The sequence below is a fragment of the Moorena sp. genome, assembly GCF_982860115.1.
This window is the reverse complement of the sequence record NZ_CEYLVT010000128.1, coordinates 1-21,168: the sequence shown is the minus strand read 5'-3', so window position 1 is coordinate 21,168 and position 21,168 is coordinate 1. Positions and strand designations below refer to the sequence as shown.

General features: G+C 43.8%; 15 protein-coding genes and 1 tRNA gene. 10 read left to right on the top strand and 6 right to left on the bottom strand.

What is annotated here, in order from left to right; all coding sequences use genetic code 11:
- The coding region (locus AC4II3_RS20470) for an HNH endonuclease (protein WP_488010333.1) at window positions 1–755 on the top strand (755 nt) is incomplete at its 5' end.
- A gap of 408 nt (window positions 756–1,163) precedes the next feature.
- Entirely contained in the window at window positions 1,164–1,292 is a 129-nt protein-coding gene (locus tag AC4II3_RS20465; protein ID WP_488010332.1) for a hypothetical protein, read from the top strand.
- A gap of 19 nt (window positions 1,293–1,311) precedes the next feature.
- On the opposite strand, the gene AC4II3_RS20460 is transcribed toward AC4II3_RS20465, so the two are convergent.
- The 4 genes from AC4II3_RS20460 to AC4II3_RS20445 all read right to left on the bottom strand — a co-directional run bounded on the left by AC4II3_RS20460 (window position 1,312) and on the right by AC4II3_RS20445 (window position 5,607).
- Window positions 1,312–2,379 (bottom strand): LOG family protein, encoded by a 1,068-nt coding sequence (locus AC4II3_RS20460; protein ID WP_488010331.1) that lies wholly within the window; start codon window positions 2,377–2,379, stop codon window positions 1,312–1,314.
- A gap of 204 nt (window positions 2,380–2,583) precedes the next feature.
- Window positions 2,584–4,143, bottom strand: a complete 1,560-nt coding sequence (kaiC, locus tag AC4II3_RS20455) for a circadian clock protein KaiC (protein ID WP_488010330.1) — start codon at window positions 4,141–4,143, stop codon at window positions 2,584–2,586.
- Between the two features lie 101 nt (window positions 4,144–4,244).
- Window positions 4,245–4,559 carry a circadian clock protein KaiB gene (gene kaiB, locus AC4II3_RS20450; RefSeq protein ID WP_008182352.1) on the bottom strand — a complete coding sequence of 105 codons (315 nt, stop codon included), beginning with the start codon at window positions 4,557–4,559 and terminating at the stop codon, window positions 4,245–4,247.
- 127 nt (window positions 4,560–4,686) lie between these two features.
- Window positions 4,687–5,607, bottom strand: a complete 921-nt coding sequence (locus AC4II3_RS20445; RefSeq protein WP_488010329.1) for a circadian clock protein KaiA — start codon at window positions 5,605–5,607, stop codon at window positions 4,687–4,689.
- A 317-nt stretch (window positions 5,608–5,924) separates the two neighbouring features.
- On the opposite strand from AC4II3_RS20445, the gene AC4II3_RS20440 reads away from it, so the two are divergent.
- Both AC4II3_RS20440 and AC4II3_RS20435 read left to right on the top strand, forming a co-directional pair.
- Window positions 5,925–9,590: an ATP-binding response regulator gene (locus AC4II3_RS20440; RefSeq protein WP_488010328.1), complete on the top strand. Its 3,666-nt coding sequence runs from the start codon at window positions 5,925–5,927 to the stop codon at window positions 9,588–9,590.
- A gap of 529 nt (window positions 9,591–10,119) precedes the next feature.
- Window positions 10,120–11,148 carry a T6SS phospholipase effector Tle1-like catalytic domain-containing protein gene (locus tag AC4II3_RS20435; RefSeq protein ID WP_488010327.1) on the top strand — a complete coding sequence of 343 codons (1,029 nt, stop codon included), beginning with the start codon at window positions 10,120–10,122 and terminating at the stop codon, window positions 11,146–11,148.
- A 116-nt stretch (window positions 11,149–11,264) separates the two neighbouring features.
- Here the strand turns inward: AC4II3_RS20435 and AC4II3_RS20430 are convergent, their stop codons facing one another.
- On the bottom strand, window positions 11,265–13,202 hold the full coding sequence (locus tag AC4II3_RS20430) for an ArnT family glycosyltransferase (RefSeq protein WP_488010326.1): 1,938 nt from the start codon (window positions 13,200–13,202) through the stop codon (window positions 11,265–11,267).
- Window positions 13,203–13,304: 102 nt separating this feature from the next.
- On the opposite strand from AC4II3_RS20430, the gene AC4II3_RS20425 reads away from it, so the two are divergent.
- Together AC4II3_RS20425 and AC4II3_RS20420 are read left to right on the top strand one after the other, a co-directional pair.
- A complete protein-coding gene (locus AC4II3_RS20425; RefSeq protein WP_488010325.1) occupies window positions 13,305–13,655 on the top strand; it encodes a DUF565 domain-containing protein in 351 nt (116 codons plus the stop codon).
- Window positions 13,656–13,761: 106 nt separating this feature from the next.
- Complete coding sequence (locus AC4II3_RS20420; protein ID WP_488010324.1) at window positions 13,762–14,847, top strand: glycerate kinase; 1,086 nt, start codon at window positions 13,762–13,764, stop codon at window positions 14,845–14,847.
- A gap of 13 nt (window positions 14,848–14,860) precedes the next feature.
- Here AC4II3_RS20420 and AC4II3_RS20415 read toward each other — a convergent pair.
- A tRNA-Gly gene (locus AC4II3_RS20415) sits at window positions 14,861–14,932 on the bottom strand.
- 430 nt (window positions 14,933–15,362) lie between these two features.
- Between AC4II3_RS20415 and AC4II3_RS20410 the strand changes: the two genes are divergently transcribed.
- The 4 genes from AC4II3_RS20410 to AC4II3_RS20395 all read left to right on the top strand — a co-directional run bounded on the left by AC4II3_RS20410 (window position 15,363) and on the right by AC4II3_RS20395 (window position 21,105).
- The gene (locus AC4II3_RS20410) at window positions 15,363–16,238 is read left to right on the top strand and encodes an Npun_R2479 family HD domain-containing metalloprotein (protein ID WP_488010323.1); all 876 of its coding nucleotides are present in this window, start codon (window positions 15,363–15,365) and stop codon (window positions 16,236–16,238) included.
- 331 nt (window positions 16,239–16,569) lie between these two features.
- Window positions 16,570–17,640 carry an ABC transporter permease gene (locus AC4II3_RS20405; protein ID WP_293091611.1) on the top strand — a complete coding sequence of 357 codons (1,071 nt, stop codon included), beginning with the start codon at window positions 16,570–16,572 and terminating at the stop codon, window positions 17,638–17,640.
- 141 nt (window positions 17,641–17,781) lie between these two features.
- Entirely contained in the window at window positions 17,782–18,906 is a 1,125-nt protein-coding gene (locus AC4II3_RS20400) for an aldo/keto reductase (protein WP_488010322.1), read from the top strand.
- A gap of 393 nt (window positions 18,907–19,299) precedes the next feature.
- Window positions 19,300–21,105, top strand: coding sequence for an ABC transporter ATP-binding protein (locus AC4II3_RS20395; protein WP_488029455.1), 1,806 nt, complete (start codon window positions 19,300–19,302; stop codon window positions 21,103–21,105).
- The last annotated feature ends 63 nt before the right edge of the window (window positions 21,106–21,168 follow it).

Here is a 21,168-nt window from a genome sequence, read left to right as displayed (position 1 = left end):
ACGGTTCTGAGGGGGGAACGGAGCCGCGAGGCTCCTTACCTACCCGCCTAATCCTCAAGCCAAAAGACAACGCCGAGAAAATTTTGAATAAAATCAAGATGTTCTTAGCAGAACGCGGGATGGAAATCAGCGCTCGAAAGACCAAGCTAACTAAAGCGACAGATGGATTTGATTTCCTGGGGTGGAATTTCCGCGTCCAGAAAAACGGAAAATTCCGATGTATTCCCTCAGAGGAAAATCACCGGAACATACGCAAGAAAATCAAAGCCATAGTCAACAACTCGAATTATGGTGCTGAAGTAAAAGCCAAAAAGTTAGCCCCCATCGTACGCGGTTGGCGTAATTACCACAGCAGCTGCGACATGAGCAGCGCTCGGGACTCCCTATGGTTCATGAACCAGACCGCAAACCGGAAATTCCGTAAAGAAAAGAAGGTCAACCGGTATAAAGCCAACGAACTATGTAAAAAAGGATTCCCAAAGGTAGGTTACAAACAAAACCAACATGTAAATGTAAAGGGGACTAAGTCACCCTATGATGGCGACCTAGTCTATTGGAGCAATCGGAACTCACGATTATACTCTGATGCTACCTCTGAAGCTTTGAAAAAACAGAACCATTCCTGTGGACACTGTGGTTTAAAGTTCTTAGAAGACGAATCTGTACACCTCCATCACGTCGATGGAAACCACGACAATTGGAAATCTAAGAACTTACTAGCAGTACATCAAAGCTGCCACCAACAGATACACTGAAGCAAAGCGAAAGCTAAGGATATCTAGGAGCCGAGTGAGGGGAAACCTTCACGCTTGGTTCTGAAGGAGAGGTGCTCCCCATAATAGGGGACATCGACTCTAACACAGGCTGACTACAATGCTGCCAAAAACATACTTAATCGAGGTACGGATCAGGAAATCACCCGGTATATGAGTAAAACCGAGGTGCAGGCAGTATTGTTGCGTCGTACCGCGCGTTTCTTGGAAGGGATGGGACTTAGTTTGCTTGATGCAGTTGAGCTTGGATGGATTAATTGCAAGCATAGCAAAACTAAGGCTTTTAAGGAACTCCTGGTCGAGATGCCAGGATCGCCTAGAAAGATGAGTGGAAGGCTTAACTCCAATTGCTGACTACCACTCCTCCCTCAGGCAACAATAAATTGCACCTTGACCGTTTTATACCGGATTATCCCGATTAATGACGGTTTAAGAGTATCTCGCTCTAATTCCATTACCAGCAAGATAGTGGGTCATTTACCGGTATTGGTCATTGGTCAAGCCTCCTGTGTATTTTAAGGATGTAAGCATCCAAGGCTTATTTCAGTTCCGGATGAGTTGTACTTTCTTCGGAAACACCCATGTCATTAATAGTAGCCAGTAGCTGGTAAAGACGGCTAACATCTCGTCGATTGAAGTGGAAAACCAGACGGGGGAGTTCAGCGGTTTCATCAGGTAGTTCTTCTGGTAAAACCTGAGTTTTCTCAATCCGTCCCTGAACCAAGATATCGCTAAAATCCTGATTTAGCTGTTCAACCTCAGCCTCTGACAACTCAGATTTGAGGCGAATAACGAATTGATCTCTGACATAGCGGCTAGAGTGATAAATCCGGTAAAACCGATTAATTGTTTGGTAAGCCACATCTAAGTTATCTGTGATGGTATAGAGACTGGAATCTGAGGGCCTGATCAAACCCCGTTGCATGAGGTGCTTTTGAATATAAGCATCCCAATCTTTCCAGTAGGTGCCACCAGGTTTATCAATCAGTACTAAAGGAGTTGGTTCTAATCGTCCTGTCTGACAAAGGGTTAAAGACTCAAAGGCTTCATCCTGAGTACCAAAGCCACCAGGAAATAAGGTAAGCGCATCCGTTTCCTTGATAAAAAATAGCTTGCGAGTGAAAAAATACTTGAACTCAATCAGCTTGGGATCCCCTGCAATAAACGAATTTGCGTCGTTCTCAAACGGTAGTTGAATATTCAGACCAAACGAATGCTTAGAGCCAGCACCTTTGTTTCCTGCCTCCATAATGCCACCACCAGCACCAGTCATTACCATAAATCCCTGCTGGGTTAAATGATAGGCAAATTCAGCTGCCAGCTGATATTCAGGAGTATTTGGAGCAAGGCGTGATGAACCGAAAATGGTAACTTTACGGACATGACGATAGGGATAAAAAACTTGAAATGCCCGCTCCATATCTTCTAGAGAAGCGGTGATTATTTTCCAGTCCAGACGGTCAATTTCTTCCCCAGTTAGTCGCACTAGCACTGCGAGAGACCGTTTGATCCATTTACGATTTTCTAGATTAGGAAGCTGGTCAATCAGTGTTACTAAATCCGTTGACAGTGAGTTGAAGCCATCCACAGAAGGAGATAGAGTCATATCGTATCCAGTTGACTACTTATCATTAAAGGTTTTTCGTCAATTGAAAATTGAAAATTGAAAATTGTCAATAGTCAATGCGGTGCGACCCGTGGCGATTTTAATTCGACGACTGTAAGCGCACCGAGAGGAATTAGCAATTAACAATTAACAATGAACAATTAACAATTTCCATGAATACGAAGTGATTAAACAGACTCGATATTATTCCCTCGACTTATCACGAACACCTTTAACAATCCGAGATAGTTCGCTCTTTTCATCGAGGGGAATACGAGTGGGAGAACCACTGATAATTCGTTCGTAATTGCGGAAGGAATCCTTAATTTCTGGTCCATCCTTACTGATAGTGTACTCTCTGATTCCTGTATCATGCCAAGAGCCACGCATTTTAAATACATTGATAGCACGGGACATTTCACCACGAATTTCCACATACTGTAACATTATAATTGTGTCAGTAATTGTAGAAATATGGGAATCGGTAATGGAGTGAGCTCCCATAAACTTATCTGTGGTATTGGTAAAAAAGCCAGTAATTTCTTCTTGCTTCGCATAGCCCGTCACACCAATCACAAACTGCCGAAACGCATTGTTGCTCACTCCCCGCGCTAAAGCAGAAAGAGAGTCGATGGCAATGCGAGAGGGTTTAAATTCAGCAATTTCTGTTTTAATCCGTTGTAAGTGGTCTTCTAACCCCGCTGATTCTGGATAAGAACAAAGAATTTTTAATAAACCCTTTTGTTCCATTTCCTCAAAATTAATGCCCCAAGACGATGCATTACGAGATAGCTGAGCCCGAGATTCTTCGTAAGCAAAAAGAATGGCGCGATCACCTTGTATGCAAGCATTTTGGATAAACTTGCTCACTAACAAGGTTTTGCCAGTACCTGTGGCACCCGTTGCCAGGATAATGGAATCCTTGAAGAAACCACCACCACACATAACATCAAGAGTGTTGATTCCAGAAGAGACTCTGGCCATGGAAGACCGTTGAGTCAGTCGCATTGCTCCTAAGGGGAAGATATTGATCCCTTGATCCGTAATCGTAAAGGGATATTCTCCTTTCATATGGGTAGTACCCCGCAGCTTGAGAATTTCTATAGTACGGCGTCGGCGTTCCCCTTCCAGGACATTACGGACAATAACCACATTATCCGAGACAAACTCTTCCACCCCAAATCTAGCTACTGGTCCATACTCTTCAACTCGCTCTGTGGTCATAATGGTAGTTACGCCAATGTTTTTCAGGCGTGCCACTAGGCGAAAAATTTCTCGACGTACTACCGAAGCAGCATCATACTGCTGAAAGATGGCAGTGATTGAGTCAATGGAAACTCGCTTGGCTTTGTATTTGTGAATGGCGTACTGAATACGTTCGATCAGGGCAGACAGGTCGAAGTTGCCGACAATGTCCTGTCCTTCTGGATCCGGGGAAGCATCCAGAATAAATAGCTTGCCTTCATTAACTAGTTTATTTAGCTCCCAACCAAAGCTCGATGCATTTTTGATGATATCCGTGGGTGATTCTTCAAATGTAACAAACACACCAGCTTCATCAAAATTGCTAATGCCGTTGTAGAGAAATTGAACGGCTAATAGAGTTTTTCCAGTGCCAGACGTTCCACTGACCAGGGTGGTTCTACCAGATGGTAAACCCCCATGAGAGATCTCATCGAAGCCTTCGATCATTGTCCGTATTTTCTGGACACCGACCGTTGTTACTGAGTTTTGATATTGTTCATTTTGATTCAATTGATTCATATTGGTCGTAAGTAAATGTTCTTAATCAAAAAAAAAGTTTGTTTAATGGTGTTGCTGACTTGCTAAATCTTCACGCTTTAATCTAAAATGGTATAATCTATTTAGAAATCCAAATCTCCTTCACGGAGTTCTTCATAAAGCAAATCTAAGCCGATCAAGACTTTTTCTCGATCTGAGAGGTCCCCAATGATTTTTCGTACAGGAGGCGGTAAAACTTTGGCCAAGGTTGGTGTTGCCAAAATTTTATCTTCCTCAGCTAGTTGGGGGCTCTTAAGAACATCAATTACTTTGAGAGCGTAAACCCCTTGGAATTCCTGTTCGAGAATAGTTTTCAGTGTTCTCAAAGCCCTGACGGAGTTGGGGGTGTTCCCAGCTACATAAAGCTTGAGAACATAGGTTTTTTTATAGGAACTCATAGGCTCGTAAGTTTAGGAGAAGATGGGTTAAAGGTCAATACAAGGGATCAAGGAACTCAAGGAAACGGTTTTTTAGGAGAGCCTCCCATCAAGCTTACTACTCAATGTTGATCCGATTATGCTGATCTTACAGTTCTCTGGGGATGGAGCGGCGATACATTTCACCTAAATGAGCAATCACGTCGATTAACGTCAGGCGATAATCAAGCAGTATATCCTCTCTACGCCCTTCCAGCTGCAACTGTTTGGAAAATTCATCCATCAGTTCCATATGAATTTCTACAATCTTAGATATAGAAATATCCGCAAAAAACACTTGTTCTACAAAATGATCGATGTCTTGGTTTAGAGTATCTCCCGGAGCAAAGTACTGTAGAACAATTTGACGATACTCTGATCTTAAGTGTTCTAACAGCTCATCCCTATCGTTGAGAGATAGATTACGGAAAAAAAGCTGAGGATTTCTCTTGTAGTACACACCAAGGTATCCGAGTCTTTCCCTGAGCTTTTCAGCTAACCGGTGCTGCTGCTTACTCAAGAAACTGTAATTAGCTACTGCGAGGGTAGGATAAACCGGGTCATCTGACCTGGGTAAGTTACAGGCGGGAGCCAGAGACAAAAACCCGGTGATCGCCTGTTGGATGAAATTGCCAATCTCAGGTAATTGCTCAATAGTAAGTTCCACTTCTGCCGGATGGAACAGATGAGCCCTGGATCTAGTGGTGAATTTATGGGTCGTCTGGTTATAAGGCAGCTGTGGATTGCTGTCAACCCTAGAGGGGATTTCTGAGGAGTCCGACCGCAAAAATACTGCAGGTAAGGTGGTTCCTTGCAGGTACAAGTAGTGGATCACCTTGGGAAGTGTGTCGGTATCCTGCAATACCAAACAATCAAGATCCTGTTTATGTTGCTCAACCACCTCAAAAAATTCAGATTCTGAACTAGTAGAGTGTATAATATAATGTTCGCTACCCAAAACCTGACAAAGGGATTGAGCTAGGGAATCAGAACTGATCAGGGTACATATGGTTAGTTGGGAAAGCAACACAACAGGTCTGGAATAACAAACTGGTTACTCTTACTATATAAGAGTACTTAAACCAGTAATATTTTAACATTTTTTTTAACAATCAGCTTAATATAAATTAAATTAAATTGAAACAGTCTGATAATTGTAATTAATTTTGATTTCGCGCCTCACTATATCCCCAGTGTTGAGCAGTATATTGAAAAGTACTTGCTCTTCAAGCATTAGGGGATAGCCCTAGCCCTGTTGGGCTTGAGTTAATTCCTTTGTTGCTACTTTAGGAGGATGTGTTGCTACTGTAGCGCTCAACCGCTGTTGAAGCTAGATTGGTTATGCCCATGCCTACTCCCAGTATCCAAAAATTTGCCCAGCTAGTTCCTGTTTGTCAAAGTACCTCTGAGTTGGCTACTCTGCTAGATATTTTTAATGGTTCAAGGCATGACTCGATTGTGGTAGTCAGCGAACAGCAATATCCTGTGGGAGTAGTGAACCTAAGGCAGATCATGCCTCACCTGCTTTCCTTAGCTAAGGTAGGTAGCTCAGGAACAACAATGACAACTGGTTTTCTTCACAAACCACTATCTTGGGTAGAGCCAAACATCATTGAACCCATAACTATCCTACCAGGTAAGCTGAGTCTAAACCAATTCTGGTACTACCTACAAGACAATGGAAGTAGGGAGGGGGGGTTAGGGGAGTTGAGCAGCAACTGGGATAGAGAATTTAACCAATTCCCCATCCGAGATCAGGAACAGTGGGCATTAGTAGATGGGGACCAGAAATTTATCGGACTCCTTAACAGTTGGCTGCTGTTAAAATCATTAGCATCCACATTCACCCAACAACGTTCTGAATCGATAGTAAAGCGTACTCAACCCAAGGGACTGAACCCTAATCCCCTCAGGACTCACCACCCAGACTATGGATTAACAGCCAAGAGTTCTTGGGTCAATTCCCTAGGATTATCATCTCGAATCAACTCAGGACTGAAAACTCAGGAGGAAGCCGTCACTAAAACTGCCCAGTTCAAGGGCATTAACCCATTAGTCCAACTGTTAGAACAACTGCCATTACCCCTAAGCATACAAACCTCGACGGGAAAAGTTTTAGTCCAGAATCTGACCTGGCGTGAGCAGATTGAGAAATCATCCGAGGGGAATCTGGCAAATGCTAGCACCACAGGAACTAAAAATACTACCTCTGCCCAGAAAAACCCTGGAGCTAGGGAAAAGATCCCCTACCGTTCTCCTTACAATCGTTTGCTATCCAATGATGTACCGAGGGAAGTCAGTCAGGAAGGTTTGAACCAATCGATGGAACAGTCAATGGAATCGATAGACTTCCAGTGGCGTCAGCCTGATACCCAGAATTCCTCAACCTTTCATAACGAATCTGCTCCGACCTCTCCAGGACAATGGCCATTATCTGTGGGCAATGTTTGTGACCAGGGAGACAAAACCTCTGAACAAGCTGCTGTTGGGCAATACTGTGCTCTTGATACTCCCTATCAAGCAGCAACCACTATTCACGAGCGCGTGCTACTGTTTTCACAAGCAGTGAAGAAAACCGGGGGAAACCATACCCGGTGCCGGGAAACCGCTGCACCAACTGACTTAACTCTTTCAAACAGCCAGGAGCAGGTATTCTCGTTTGTCAAAATTCCTCTGTCACCTTCTGTCGCTGCCCTTTGGGAGGGAGGACTAGAAACTGGCAGTTGTGAGCCTAAGGTCGCTTTTGACTATTCGAGATCTCCAATCTCTAGGTCTGAGCCACCCGACTCTCAATTATACCTAGTCTTGGCTCAAGATACCACAGAGCAACGACTTTTTGCCCAAGAACTGGCAGCAAAAAATGCTGATTTAGTGCAACTCAACCGACTCAAAGATGAGTTTTTAGCTTGTATTAGCCATGAACTGAAAACACCAATAACTGCGATTTTGGGTTTGTCAACTTTGTTGAAAGACCAAGCCCTAGGGGAACTCAATCAACGTCAATCCCGTTATGCCCAGTTAATTTATCAGAGTGGGCGTAAGCTAATGACCGTGGTCAACGATATTCTCGATTTGACCCGTATGGAGACTGGTCAACTGAAACTTACCCTCGAACCGGTGCCAATTCGGACTGTATGCGATCGCGCTTATGACCAGGCTCGCTCTGAGATAGACTCAAAACACTCGGAGGAGAACAATCGAGATTATCCCACAAAATTCACCTTAGAGATTGAACCGGGTTTAGAGATGCTGATTGCTGACGAGTTGCGTTTACGGCAAATGTTGGCCCATCTGTTTTCTAATGCCCTTAAGTTTACCGATGGCAGTGGTGAAATTGGTCTGAAGGTCAATTGGTGGCAAGGTTGGATTGCTTTCACGGTCTGGGACACTGGCATTGGTATTCCTGCCGATAAACAGCACTTGATCTTTCAGAAATTCCAACAGCTGGAAAAGCCTCTGACTCGTAGCTTTGAGGGGACTGGTCTGGGATTAGTCTTAACACAACATCTAGCTCACTTGCATGGTGGAGATGTCTCGTTTATTTCCAAGGCAGGGGTCGGTAGTCAGTTTACCCTACTCTTCCCCCCCTGTCCTCCCCACGCTTCATCTGATCAATTGGACAATTGGGATGAGCAACTATCAGAGATTGCACCAATGGCAACCTCTCACCCCCCATCTTCGACGCCCAACCGTTTAGTGTTAATTGTGGAAGCTGTACCTCTTTACCTGGAAGGATTGACGGAACAGCTCAAGAGTTTAGGCTATTGGGTAGTGGTTGCCCGCTCTGGTACGGAAGCCATCGAAAAAGCCCGCCGTTTACAACCCTATGCTATCTTACTCAATCCCCTACTACCAAAACTTTCTGGTTGGGATGTCCTAACACTGCTAAAGTCGGATGCCCAAACTAATCACATCCCGGTTTTGGTCACAGCCACCCAGGCTGAAAAACAGCAGGCAACCCACAACAAAGCTGATGGTTTCTTAAGTTTGCCGGTACAAGAGGAAGCATTACGAGAAAACCTTTCTCGCCTGGCTAAAGACGAGAGTAATACCAGTAGTGTGCTAACGATTCTCTATCTCAATCCTGGTGATGGGCGAAAAGGCTATTATATAGATTCCTACCAGAACTCTGACTCGTCTGCACTGACTGATGAGTTAACTTCACTATTGAGTCTAGAACACTTAGACCTGAATTATCGGGTACTCGAAGCCGATGATTTCGATCAAGCTGAGTTATTGAGTCGGGTTTGGAATCCAGATGTGATTGTATTAAATGGTGCTCGACTGATCAACCCTTTAATATACTTGAATCAGTTTTCATCATATCCAAGCTTGAGTACTTTACCACTAGTAACCCTGGATCACCAAACTACAGAAGCAGCTAATCAAGTAACTGGTCTTTCGGTCTATCCCTGTTTAGCACCAAATAATCAACAAAAGATGGCTGCCATACTGCAAGTCATTCAAGTGGCAGCTGGAATCAGTTGCAAGCCTACCATTTTAGTGATGGACACGGGGGAGCAGAGAACAAAGTTTAGGGGTAATCCGTTACAGGTTAACAGGTTGAACGTTGAATCGTCTCACTTATCCTACGGATTTTCTCTGGGAGGAAAATCATCAACATCTTGGCTACAGGCACTGATTCAATACTTACAAACTGCTGGTTATTCTAGCTTACTTGCCTGTTCTTGGGCAGAAGTATACCGTCAAGTTCAGGGAAAAAGTGTGGACTTGCTGCTGATTCGATTAACAGATCTCACTAATCCTTTAGAACATTCCCAAGGATTGATAACTCTTGCTCAATTACCAGAGCGACCACCAATTCTGGTTTTGGATCATCGATTAGACGCTAATCAGCATGATCCAGTAATCAAGAGTAGTAACAGTAGTAACTCCAATGCTCAGTTGGAGTTGCTGCTTAAGAAAATTGCTACTCAGATTGTACACTGGCATTCTCAGTCAATGACCCAGTTATTAAAGCAGATTAAGCAGGTCATGAACCCAACCCTTTAAAGGAGTGAGATGCAAGTCGGTCATATTATCTGACACCGTGATTGTCCATCCAGTATTAGAGACACTTGTTGCGAACCACCGCAAATCAATGATTATGGCGTGAGCCTTCTTTCCAAATTCAAGCTAATATGGAGAAGACAGCTCCTATCCACCCAAAGTTATTTTGATTTTGATCACGTTTACCTTAGCATTTATAGTTAATCACAGTTAATATTTGTTGCTAATTAATAGCGTAAGGGTTAATTACTTTTACTAAAATTAATCAGAGTTTGTTTAAAACTTGTTTAAAACGTAATAACAATAATAAAACTCAAAATGGCAAAGGCAAACCCAAAAACTATAAACGATTGACAAAAGGATGATTATCTAGTAATACGTTTTGGAAAAATAAGTCCCAATCTCTAGTATGGCTTATGGTTAATGAATCGAGCGATCGCTCTATCATCTAAGTTGCTCGAAAGTATTTAGTTGAATTGAAAGAGTTTTAAATAGTAAGTAAGAGTAAGTAAGTTTTTAAAGGAGGTAGACCATGAAACGTCTTGTGGTATGTTGTGATGGAACATGGCAAGAGTTATCAAGTACTTACCCAAGCAATGTGGTTAAGATTTCTCAGGCCGTTAAACCATTGGGTAGTGACGGAGTTCTACAAATCGTATTCTACGATGAGGGAATTGGCACAGAAGACTCTCTGAAGAGCAAGGTTTTCGGTGGGGCTTTTGGAAGAGGGATTGATACCAAGATCCAGGATGTTTATCGCTTTCTTTGCTTAAACTACGCCCCTGGTGACGAAATCTACCTATTCGGTTTCAGTCGTGGGGCTTACACCGTGCGCAGTCTCGCTGGAATGATTTATAACTCAGGCTTGCTATCCCGCTCCGAGATTCCTAAAGCTCCGGAAGCCTACGAACTGTACCGTTCTCGGGCTACCAATCCTGATGATAAAGAAATGGTGGAATTCCGCCAAAAATACGGAGAACGTGTTCCCATTACCTTACTTGGCTGCTGGGACACGGTCGGTTCCCTTGGTATCCCTAATTTATCCCCCTTGTTGCGGTTTGACAAAAGGGTCAACGAAAAGTACAGATTCCACGATACCTCTTTGAGTCCGATTATTGAGCATGGGTTGCATGCTGTATCCATTGATGAGCAGCGCAAAGTCTTTGACGTGACCCCAATGGACAAAAGCCACCTTTCCCAAACCCAGGTTGTTCGTGAAGTATGGTTTCCAGGGGTTCACGGCTCCGTCGGTGGTGGCTCCCAGCAACAGAGCGGTTTGTCCGACTGCGCACTGCAGTGGATGATCGACTCAATCGGCAAGATCGGTCTTGGTCTTGAGTTTGACCCAAGCGCAATTCCCACTGGTATCAACCTTAACTATGAAATTGATTTCAACAATGATCTGGGTATATTCAAGTTCACAGGGCGCAAGCTAAGAGAGATTTCTGATAACTTTGATGACCTTCACGACAGTGTAATAGAACGCTGGCTGAGGCGGCCAGATTATCGACCGAGCAATCTGGATCAAAAGCACGGCTCCAGACTCAATCAACTATTATAACAGAAACAACAGAAGTAAAATAATGATGTCAATTTTGCTTGACTAGTCAACAGCTAATAATTAGTAATTTGTTATTTGAATAAAATTGTGAAGTATGAAGTGTGAAAAATAAATTTTCAATTTTTAATTTTAGAGTTATCAACAAAAACTTGTTTTGAAACCCGAATGAGTTTATAGGGACCAAGACTAGCTAAGGTAGTATATTGCTCAGGTTTTAGCTTGGCTTTCTTTAGCCTTTTATTCCTAGCTAACATCAAAACTGAGGGAGGTGAAGGCTGAGTCACTGCTATTTCTTTCATGTAATTTCGTGCTTTTTTGCCTTTGCTCATGTAGGTGACGGGTTGCTGGGTGTAAAAAACCACACTGGGTTTTTTGAAACCAATCATAATCAATTCTTCTGACGATTGCTTTTCTTGAACAGCAATGGCAGATAATTGCCGTAGGGGTAATTGACGCACTTGATCCACTAACAATAAAGTCGGGGTCAACACGAAAATAAGAAAGGCTAAAAATCCCACTAGGTTGACTATCCATACCCCAAACAACCAACGTCGCCACAGCAATAGTGCTGCTACAATAGCAGTTAAACTCCAAATAATACCTCCCCTCACCATTAAGCCGGATTCTTGCAACTGCTCCGGTAAGTTGGGTGCTGCTGGTCCACTACCGATATATTCCGGAGCCAAGAAAATAGCAGTGGCAAGGGCAATTAACAACAAGAGGTTAAATAAGCTACTGAGTAGCATCGATGGGGAAAGGGGCAGAGGGGCAGACCAGGAAAGAGTACTAGTATAGGTGAGTTGGTCACTCCACAATAAAGCCAAAAGAATGGCGGCAGCTGGAATTAGGGGTAGGACATAGCTTGGTAGTTTCGTGGCAGCAATGGTAAAAAAGCCGAAAATCCCTATAAACCAGAACAGAGCAAATAAACCCAAATGAGTAGAACGGGGTGAGTTACGCCACCGCACCCGCCGCCAAAATTTTAGTCGTGCGATCGCAAAGGGCAAGTAGCTCGACCAAGGGGCAAAAGCTATCAGTACTACTGGAAAATAAAAATACCAAGGCCCAGCGTGGCGGTTAACGGTGCGAGTAAAGCGTTGAATATTGTGATATCCAAAAAACGAGTCGATATAGGCTTGCCCATTGGCTAGGGTTACTAATAGATACCAAGGTAGTGTCAGAGCCAAAATAATCAAAATGCCTCTAAATAAGCACATTTCCTGCAATACTTCCCTGCCATTTCCCAGGTAAAGCAGAAAACCACCAATAATTACTGTGGGTAGAACGATACCGACTGGTCCTTTGGTAAGGATAGCTAGAGCAATGAGCACATAACAGGCTAGGTACCAAGGGCAAGGGTATTTGTGAGGGGGTGAGGGGCTTTTAGCAACAGTTGTTTCGCTGTTTCCGAGCTCCTGTGCTCCTGTGCTCCTATGGTTTCGATGGGCATACCCTAGAAAAAAGGTTAGTAATGTACCACCCACACAGCCGCTGAGTAGCATATCTGAGACACCGGTTCTTGCCCAGATAATGGTTTGAAGATTCACTGCCATCAGGGTCGAACCAATCCAGGCACAGAGCCACAACTGCCGCTGGAGATAGGAAGGGTTGATTTTGCTATCCCTGTGCTGACTAGAATCTAGATCAGGGGTAAAGGCACCAGGACGGGAAATCCCATAAGATCGTAGGGTGTAAAAGGCTAATCCAGTTAATGCGATCGCACTCAGGGCTGACGGCAGTCTTACTGCCCATTCATTCACCCCAATCAACCGGTAACCAATTGCCATCAACCAGTAGATTAGGGGGGGTTTATCAAAGCGAGTCTCACCATTGAAATAAGGGGTAATCCAGTCACCTGTCACCGTCATCTGGCGAGCCGCTTCAGCAAACAAGGGTTCAGTTTCATCTACTAAACCGATGTTGCCCAAATTCCACAAAAAAGCTAGCCAGCTGATCAGGAGTAACCACAGAATAGAAAGTGTCCAGATGGTGGTGGGATGCTGTTGCCAAGATTGCCACCAATTTTTCAACCTATTAGCTAACGTAAACTTCATCAATGGGCTAGGGGGTGATTGAGGTCTAGCAGGCTATCATGATTCCAAAAAGGGATAGCATGGTCTACACGTGTGTTATTCTTGTTTCAATGAGTGTAGTAGATGCAGAATACCCGTCTTAATAATTTAGTTGATTTTTTATGGACGCGGCTGGGGCTATGGTTTGCTAATCCATGGCGACGCCTGTCGATGGTCCTGATTAGCTTTCTGTTTGGCTTCTTGGTAGGACAAGCCCTGTGTACTACAGCAGGAACTGGCCAGGAATGGATAAGATCTGGGATCTTGATTATTTTTACAGAAGCAGTTAACCGGTTGATTTATAGCGGTAAATTTCCAAAAGGCAAATTAAATCAAACCGTTGACCGGGTTTCATGGTTGGCAGATCTAGTCAATGCTTTTAAGATTGGTCTGGTATACAGTATGTATTTAGAAGCCTTCAAGCTTGGCTCTTAAAATAGTAATCAGTTATTAATCAGTTCGTAATCAGTTCGTAATCACGATCACTGCTGAATCCTTAGAAGGGAGATATCCCATGCAACTACTGACCGACAAGGGATAAATGATAAGTCACACCAAGAGCGTTGGTCAAATTCTAGAGCAGTGGGTATCAGGACAAACACCAAATCCCCTTGAATCTCAGCAACTGTTGGCTTTTGAACTGGCTGATCACCTAAAGGCAAAGGCGTTTGGCATCACAGAGGATAATGGTGAACAGGTAATCCAAATGCGATCGCATTTGTTTGAGATAGTCTACCCAGATATTCTCGCTCTACGGTATTTTGAAACTACTCCTGAAACACAGCAAAAGACTCTCTTATGCCTCTGGAACCTCTGGCTTCCTTTAGCCATGGCGTTGGTATCCTATCGTAAACAGTTGGGACGTCCTTTGATTCAAGGCATATTAGGAGGGCAGGGTACCGGGAAAACTACTCTAGCCGCAGTCTTAAGTGTGATTCTCCAAAAATTAGGCGACAGCACTCTCAGCCTGTCTATCGATGACCTCTACAAAACCTACAAGGAGCGACAACAGCTTCAAGAACAAGACCCCAGGCTGATCTGGCGTGGCCCCCCTGGCACTCATGATGTTGAGCTGGGTTTACAGCTATTAGACCAATTACGATCCCCTTCCTCTACCCCACAAATCCTCGTGCCTCGGTTTGATAAGTCAGCTTTTGGGGGGGCTGGAGACCGAATCACTCCAGAGGTGGTCGAAAGTATTGATATTGTATTGTTTGAAGGGTGGTTTGTTGGGGTTCGACCCATTGAGCCAGAAGTGTTTGATGGCTCCCTTCCAGAACCCATTCAGACCCTGGAAGACCGAGAGTTTGCTCGGGATATGAATCAGCAACTGAAACGTTATGTACCCCTCTGGGAACGATTAGACCGATTGATGGTACTCTACCCTACTGACTACCGACTCAGTCAGCAATGGCGACTACAGGCAGAGAAACAGATGATTGCTCAGGGTAAGTCCGGGATGGGAGATAAACAAATTAGAGATTTTGTCAACTATTTTTGGAAAGCTCTCCATCCAGAATTATTCATTACACCCTTGACTAGAAACCCAAATCTAGTAGAGTTGGTCGTTGAAATTAATCCTGACCACACACCTGGTGTGATTTATTCACCAGGGTATACTGGTTAGCATGGATCCAACAAGCGGGTGATCGGACTCGAACCGACGACGTCCAGCTTGGGAAGCTGACATTCTACCACTGAATTACACCCGCAAGCCTTTAACTATTTCTTTAACTATTATTTAACTATTATTGGTATTATACCACTTCTTAATTGGGTCAGGTACTTGACTCCATTGAGAATTGCTAGATCAAGTCCGCAAAAATACTCATTATAAAAAAGATTGATAGGGAGATGGGGAAGATTTTTATTAAGGTTAATTACCTGGACATGATCTGATCGGGGCTTTCAGCTTGGGTTTTTGGTAAGCTGAAGACAAATATTAGCGTTCCCCATTTCTGCTGATATAGCGCCCAAGGATTACCTAGTTTAGATCTCAGAGTTTAGATCTGAGGCGTTAACCCTAAGGGACCGATACAAAAGGTTAAACTACCAAAAATTGAATTCTACCAAACTAGTAAAACTAAGCCAGTGTTATGGGAATACTGGACTAGGTCTTAGCATTTAAGTCAATCAAAAATCATGTTTAACACTACTGAAATTCTAATTAACGCCTTTGTTAGAAGACTCCGAGAAGGCTACCGCCGAACTTACGGGGGACTCAACCCTGACAACGAAGATATAATTGCTTGGGCTGGCAGCATGGCGATGGAAAATATTGCCAACAGTGATGCCCTCTATCACGATGTGGAACACTCCATCCTAGTTACCCTCGTCGGACAGGAGATTTTGCGAGGCAAACATATTCGGGAAGGTGGTGTAAGTCCTGATAAATGGTTACACTTTATCATTTCTTTGGCATGTCATGATATTGGCTATGTTAAAGGAGTATGTCGCCAAGACCAAGAAAATAAACGACTCTACGCTACTGGTCAAAATGGGGAGATGGTTCATTTACCCCAAGGGTCTACCGATGCTGCTCTGACTCCTTATCATGTCGATCGGGCAAAATTATTTATTGATGAGCGTTTTGGTGGTCACAACCTGATTGATGCCGAGTTTATCAAGCACAACATTGAACTGACTCGTTTCCCTGTGCCTAAGCAAGGGGATCATCAAGATACAGGTAACTATCCTGGATTGATTCGCGCCTCTGACTTGATTGGTCAACTGAGTGACCCACGCTATCTCAAAAAAACTACTGCTTTGTTCTATGAGTTTGAAGAAACTGGATTTAACAAAGCCATTGGGTACCGCCATCCTGGAGATCTGCGGGAAGGCTACTCTAAGTTTTACTGGAATGGGGTATATCCTTATATTCAGGATGCCTTGCGTTACCTATCCTTAACTCAGGAAGGTAAACAAATTACGGCTAATCTCTTCTCCAATGTGTTTGTGGTTGAACACTCAGAAAATCATAATGGAATGGTGAAAATGACACAAAAGGTTAATGTATAGCAGTTCCCAATGGGGTGAGGTACTTAGGCTCTTGGGTTTTAGGGAACAGGGAATAGGGAATAGGGAATAGGGCAAAAATCCTGTGTCCCTCATTACTATGAAAAATGCTATATAACCAGAAGCTATTAAAGGTAAAGGCTTCCCGGTGAACGGTGTTGGGTCAAGGGTGTTGGCTCAAGGATGGTTGCACCAGATTTCGATACCATCTTATTAATATGGGGTATGGGCTTGCACATAGCTAATGTACGGACGCCCATACTAATATCCATGCTTTTAAGACCTATACTAAGTAAACGCGAGGTGCTTTTCGCCCTTTCGGAGTCAGAATCCTATGAACTGGTGGCAAAAACTTACCAAGAACCCTCTCGCCCGTTTTGGGGCATTGCTACTATTGACCTTTTATCTAATTGTCATTGCAGCAGATGTTGTTGCTCCCTACGATCCTTATGTGTCTCAGCCAGATGGTTCCCTGCTACCACCTACCAAGATCTACTGGCGTAACCAGCAAACCAAAAAGTTTATTGGTCCCCATGTCTATCCCACAACCCAAGGACCAACGGATTTAGAGACAGGCGATCGCAAACTAAATGTAGACTGGCAAAAGCCTTCCCCAGTGGGTCTATTTGTTCCAGGTCGGGAGTATAAGTTGTTTGGAGCGATTCCCTTCAACCGTCACCTGTTCGGTACAGTGGGTGAGGGGAAGATTAATCTATTAGGTACCGATGAGCAAGCACGTGATCAGTTTAGTCGCTTGGTGTATGGGGGTCGGATTAGTCTTAGTATTGGTCTAGTCGGAATTGCGATCTCCTTTCCCCTTGGTCTAATCATTGGGGGAATTTCCGGCTATTTCGGTGGCTGGGTCGATGGGATCATCATGCGTCTGGTAGAAGTTTTGATGACTATTCCTGGTATCTACCTACTCGTCGCCTTAGCTGCTGTGCTACCACCTGGTCTAACTAGTGCCCAACGGTTTTTGTTAATTGTTCTGATTACGTCGTTTATTAGCTGGTCTGGCTTAGCACGAGTGATTCGAGGACAGGTGTTATCGATTAAGGAGCGGGAATTTGTCCAAGCTGCCAAAACTATGGGGGCGAATCCCTTTTATATCATTGTACGCCACGTTCTGCCCCAGACAGCTTCCTATGTGATTATATCAGCAACCTTGGCAGTTCCTGGTTTCATTGTGGCAGAGTCGGTGCTGAGTTTAATTGGGTTGGGAATTCAGCAACCTGACCCGTCCTGGGGAAATTTGTTGTCTTTGGCAACCAATGCCTCAATCATCGTGCTACAGCCTTGGTTGATTTGGCCGCCAGCACTGCTGATTATTCTGACGGTGTTGGCGTTTAATTTACTTGGGGATGGCTTGCGGGATGCTCTCGATCCCAGAAGTTTACAGCGCTAGCTATTGGAATACTCAAAGGGGAAGGATCGGTCGAATGTAGAAAAAGCCTTTTTTTCTGGGTTCAATCATAAGCCTTGCTCCCCTTGAGCAATAACCCTTAGCAAAATAGTCCGAAAGATTCAGAATAAGGCAATATTTATTATGTCTGTGAATAACTATTACACCCTTGGTCGTTCTGGATTGCGCGTCAGTCGCCTAGCTCTTGGAACAATGACTTTTGGTACTGAGTGGGGCTGGGGATCAGACCGTACAACCGCCAAAACCCTATTTGATAATTATGTCGAAGCAGGTGGTAACTTTATTGATACCGCCGACCTTTATACCAATGGGACGAGTGAAACTTGGTTAGGAGAGTTTATTGCTGAGCGTAATTTGCGGGACTTGATGGTGATTGCTACCAAATTTTCCTACAACGGAGAACCTGGCAATCCTAATGCTGGGGGCAATGGGCGTAAAAATATTATGCGTGCAGTGGAAGGGTCCCTCAAGCGTTTAAATACTGACTATATTGATCTCTACATATTACATACCTGGGATAGAATTACGAGCGCTGCAGAGGTGATGCGTACCCTAGACGATCTAGTTCGCTCTGGTAAGGTGCGTTATATCGGTCTTTCTGATGTTCCTGCTTGGTATGCTTCTCGTGCGCAAACTATTGCGGAGTTGAGAGGGTATGAAACGTTATCCACGCTGCAATTAGAATATTCCCTGGTAGAACGGAATATTGAACATGAGTTTGTCCCTCTTGGTACAGAACACGGTATGGGAATTATGGTGTGGAGTCCCCTTGCTAGTGGTTTACTCAGTGGTAAATATCGCCCTAGTGAAGATGGTGGAATGGGTGAAGGTCGCTTACAAGCGATGAAAGAGTCAAATAATCCAGCTTTTCAAAAGTTTAGCGTCCGCAATTGGAAAATTGTGGCAGAGTTAGAAGCTGTGGCAACAGAGGTAGGACGCAGTATGGCTCAAGTAGCAGTAAATTGGGCGGCTAACCGACCTGGTATTGCTTCGGTGATTATTGGTGCGACTAAACCCCATCAGCTTCAGGATAATCTACAGGCATTAGATTTTACCCTGAGCGAGGAGCATTTAATGCGTCTTAATCAGGTAAGTACTCCAGAATTAAAATTTCCCTATAGTTTCTTTGGTTCGGAAATTCAAGCCATGCTTCATGGTGGGCTTACCGTGGGTGATAAACCTAAAAATTACTATCCCGTAATTGAGACTAGCGGTGGGGGTGCGGGTGTTGATAGTGATGCTGAATAAATGGTAGTGATAAATAGGTAGTGATCCCAAATTATTGGGGTCTTAAATAAGTAACTTTTTATAGCAATGGAAGTATAGTTTAGGACATACTAAGTAGGTTGTGCAAAAAAAAATATGTTCTAAGCTTTGCTTCCATTGCTATAGTAAAATTTATATAAAAAAACATACAAAAATTAATTAGTATTTTATAAATAAAATGCTTACGGTTTTATTAGGTCATTAATACATGTTTATAACTACCGTTCTGGCGACGATAAAGACTTTACAAAAGACTTAGTTTCGAGAAAAAAAATATTTTTTGTTTCTTTATAAGAATCGACAATTCCTTGTCTGTTTCTTTACAGTCCATGTGGCAAGACAGTACCAGTTAGAAGAGACATAGGGACTGGGGACATGAAAGCATTATCACTGGAAAGTGTTACGGCAGCATCTAATCTACCGAAGGAGTCACCTCCTCAGGAGTATCGGAGTGAGTATCCCTTCCGGACACTACTTTATCTGTACCGCCAAGACCTAGGTAAAATCGGACTGTCGATGGCGGTTTATGTGATCAAACATAGTCCGGAATGGATCAGACCATTGGTGATTGCTAATGTAATTGATATTATTTCCAACCCAAGCACTCACCCACTGTCGGAGTTATGGATTAATGGTGCTATCTTAGGGATTTCTATACTGCAAAATATCCCCACCCATTACTTACACATCCGGTTTATGAGTCTGGCGACTCGCAACATGGAGTCGAATCTGCGCTCACTAATCACCCAGCAGCTGCAACTGCTTTCGATTGGGTTCTACAAAAATAACAGCAAGGGAGCACTACAAACCAAACTGTTGCGGGATGTGGAACAAATTCAAGGGTTGGCGACAACCCTGTTCCAGTTTGTCCCTTCTGCTGTGCTAACTATCTTAGTAGCAATTGTCGCTACTGCTATTCGTGCTCCTTGGTTCCTGCTGTTCTTCCTGGGAACTGTTCCAGCCGCTGTGATTCTGATCTCGGTACTCAGACGACCAATTCGCGATCGCAATTCTGCTTTGAGACACCAACTCGAAGAAATGGCAGCTAGCTTAATCGAGATGATTCAGCTAATCCCAGTCACACGAGCTCATGGTGCTCAACAGACTGAGATGGAACGGATTGATGGCAAGCTAGTGACGGTCAAACAGGCAGCGGTGCGACTTGACTCGATTAACGCGATCACCGATGCCTCTTCTTGGGTAACCCTACGCTTATTCAGTCTGGTTTGCTTGATCACCTCAGCCTGGTTAGTCTATACCAAGCAATGGTCAATCACAGTGGGGGATGTGGTGTTACTGACTGGCTATTTTGATTCCCTGACTAACTCGATAGTGCAAATATTAGCGGTATTGCCACAGATTGGCAAAGGGTTTGAATCCATTCGCTCAGTGGGTGAAATTATCGAGTGTCCTGACCTAGAGCGCAATCCTGGTAAGATAGCTCTGCAACAAGTGCGTGGTGAATTCACCTTTGAGTCCGTTAGTTATAAGTATCCCGATACGGAACAGTTTGCCATTCAAGACTTTTGTCTACAGGTCAATCCTGGGGAAACCATTGCCATCGTCGGAGCATCCGGAGCCGGAAAATCGACCTTATTAAGTCTGATTATTGGTTTCATGGCTCCCACGACCGGAAGAGTTTTACTAGATGGTACAGATATGAGTAGCCTCGACCTACAGACCTATCGGAAATTTCTCTCAGTGGTTTCCCAGGAGACTATCTTATTTGAAGGTACGGTGCGAGAGAATATTGTGTACGGCAGTGAACAATTGGATGAAGAACAGTTAGTCAAAGCGATTAAGGATGCCAATGCCTTAGAATTTATTCAGGAATTGCCCTCGGGGCTTGATACTCTAATTGGGGAAAATGGGGCAAAACTTTCTGGTGGTCAACGGCAACGACTAGCTATTGCTCGTGCTTTAATTCGTAATCCACGGGTGTTAGTTCTCGATGAAGCAACATCGTCTCTAGATACTGCTTCGGAAGCTTTGATTCAGGAAGCGTTGGAACACTTGATGGAAAACCGCACAACGTTTGTGGTAGCTCATCGCCTATCAACGATTCGGAAAGCTGACCGGATTGTAGTTATGGAACGAGGGCATATTGTAGAAGTTGGCAATCACCCTCAACTGCTGGAAAAAGATGGAACCTATACACAATTACATTCATTACAGATATAGCGTTTTTATGCAATTTCTCAATAACCGCTGGTTAACAAATTGGATCAGCAATTTATCAGGCAG

Bases quoted from the DNA above. Each gene is read 5' to 3' on its own strand.
- kaiB (WP_008182352.1), bottom strand. From the start codon at position 4,559: ATGAGTTCCTATAAAAAAACCTATGTTCTCAAGCTTTATGTAGCTGGG.
- AC4II3_RS20410 (WP_488010323.1), top strand. From the start codon at position 15,363: ATGTTTAACACTACTGAAATTCTAATTAACGCCTTTGTTAGAAGACTC.
- AC4II3_RS20420 (WP_488010324.1), top strand. From the start codon at position 13,762: ATGATAAGTCACACCAAGAGCGTTGGTCAAATTCTAGAGCAGTGGGTA.
- AC4II3_RS20395 (WP_488029455.1), top strand. From the start codon at position 19,300: ATGAAAGCATTATCACTGGAAAGTGTTACGGCAGCATCTAATCTACCG.
- AC4II3_RS20400 (WP_488010322.1), top strand. From the start codon at position 17,782: ATGTCTGTGAATAACTATTACACCCTTGGTCGTTCTGGATTGCGCGTC.
- AC4II3_RS20425 (WP_488010325.1), top strand. From the start codon at position 13,305: ATGCAGAATACCCGTCTTAATAATTTAGTTGATTTTTTATGGACGCGG.
- AC4II3_RS20405 (WP_293091611.1), top strand. From the start codon at position 16,570: ATGAACTGGTGGCAAAAACTTACCAAGAACCCTCTCGCCCGTTTTGGG.
- AC4II3_RS20430 (WP_488010326.1), bottom strand. From the start codon at position 13,202: ATGAAGTTTACGTTAGCTAATAGGTTGAAAAATTGGTGGCAATCTTGG.
- AC4II3_RS20440 (WP_488010328.1), top strand. From the start codon at position 5,925: ATGCCTACTCCCAGTATCCAAAAATTTGCCCAGCTAGTTCCTGTTTGT.
- AC4II3_RS20435 (WP_488010327.1), top strand. From the start codon at position 10,120: ATGAAACGTCTTGTGGTATGTTGTGATGGAACATGGCAAGAGTTATCA.
- kaiC (WP_488010330.1), bottom strand. From the start codon at position 4,143: ATGAATCAATTGAATCAAAATGAACAATATCAAAACTCAGTAACAACG.
- AC4II3_RS20460 (WP_488010331.1), bottom strand. From the start codon at position 2,379: ATGACTCTATCTCCTTCTGTGGATGGCTTCAACTCACTGTCAACGGAT.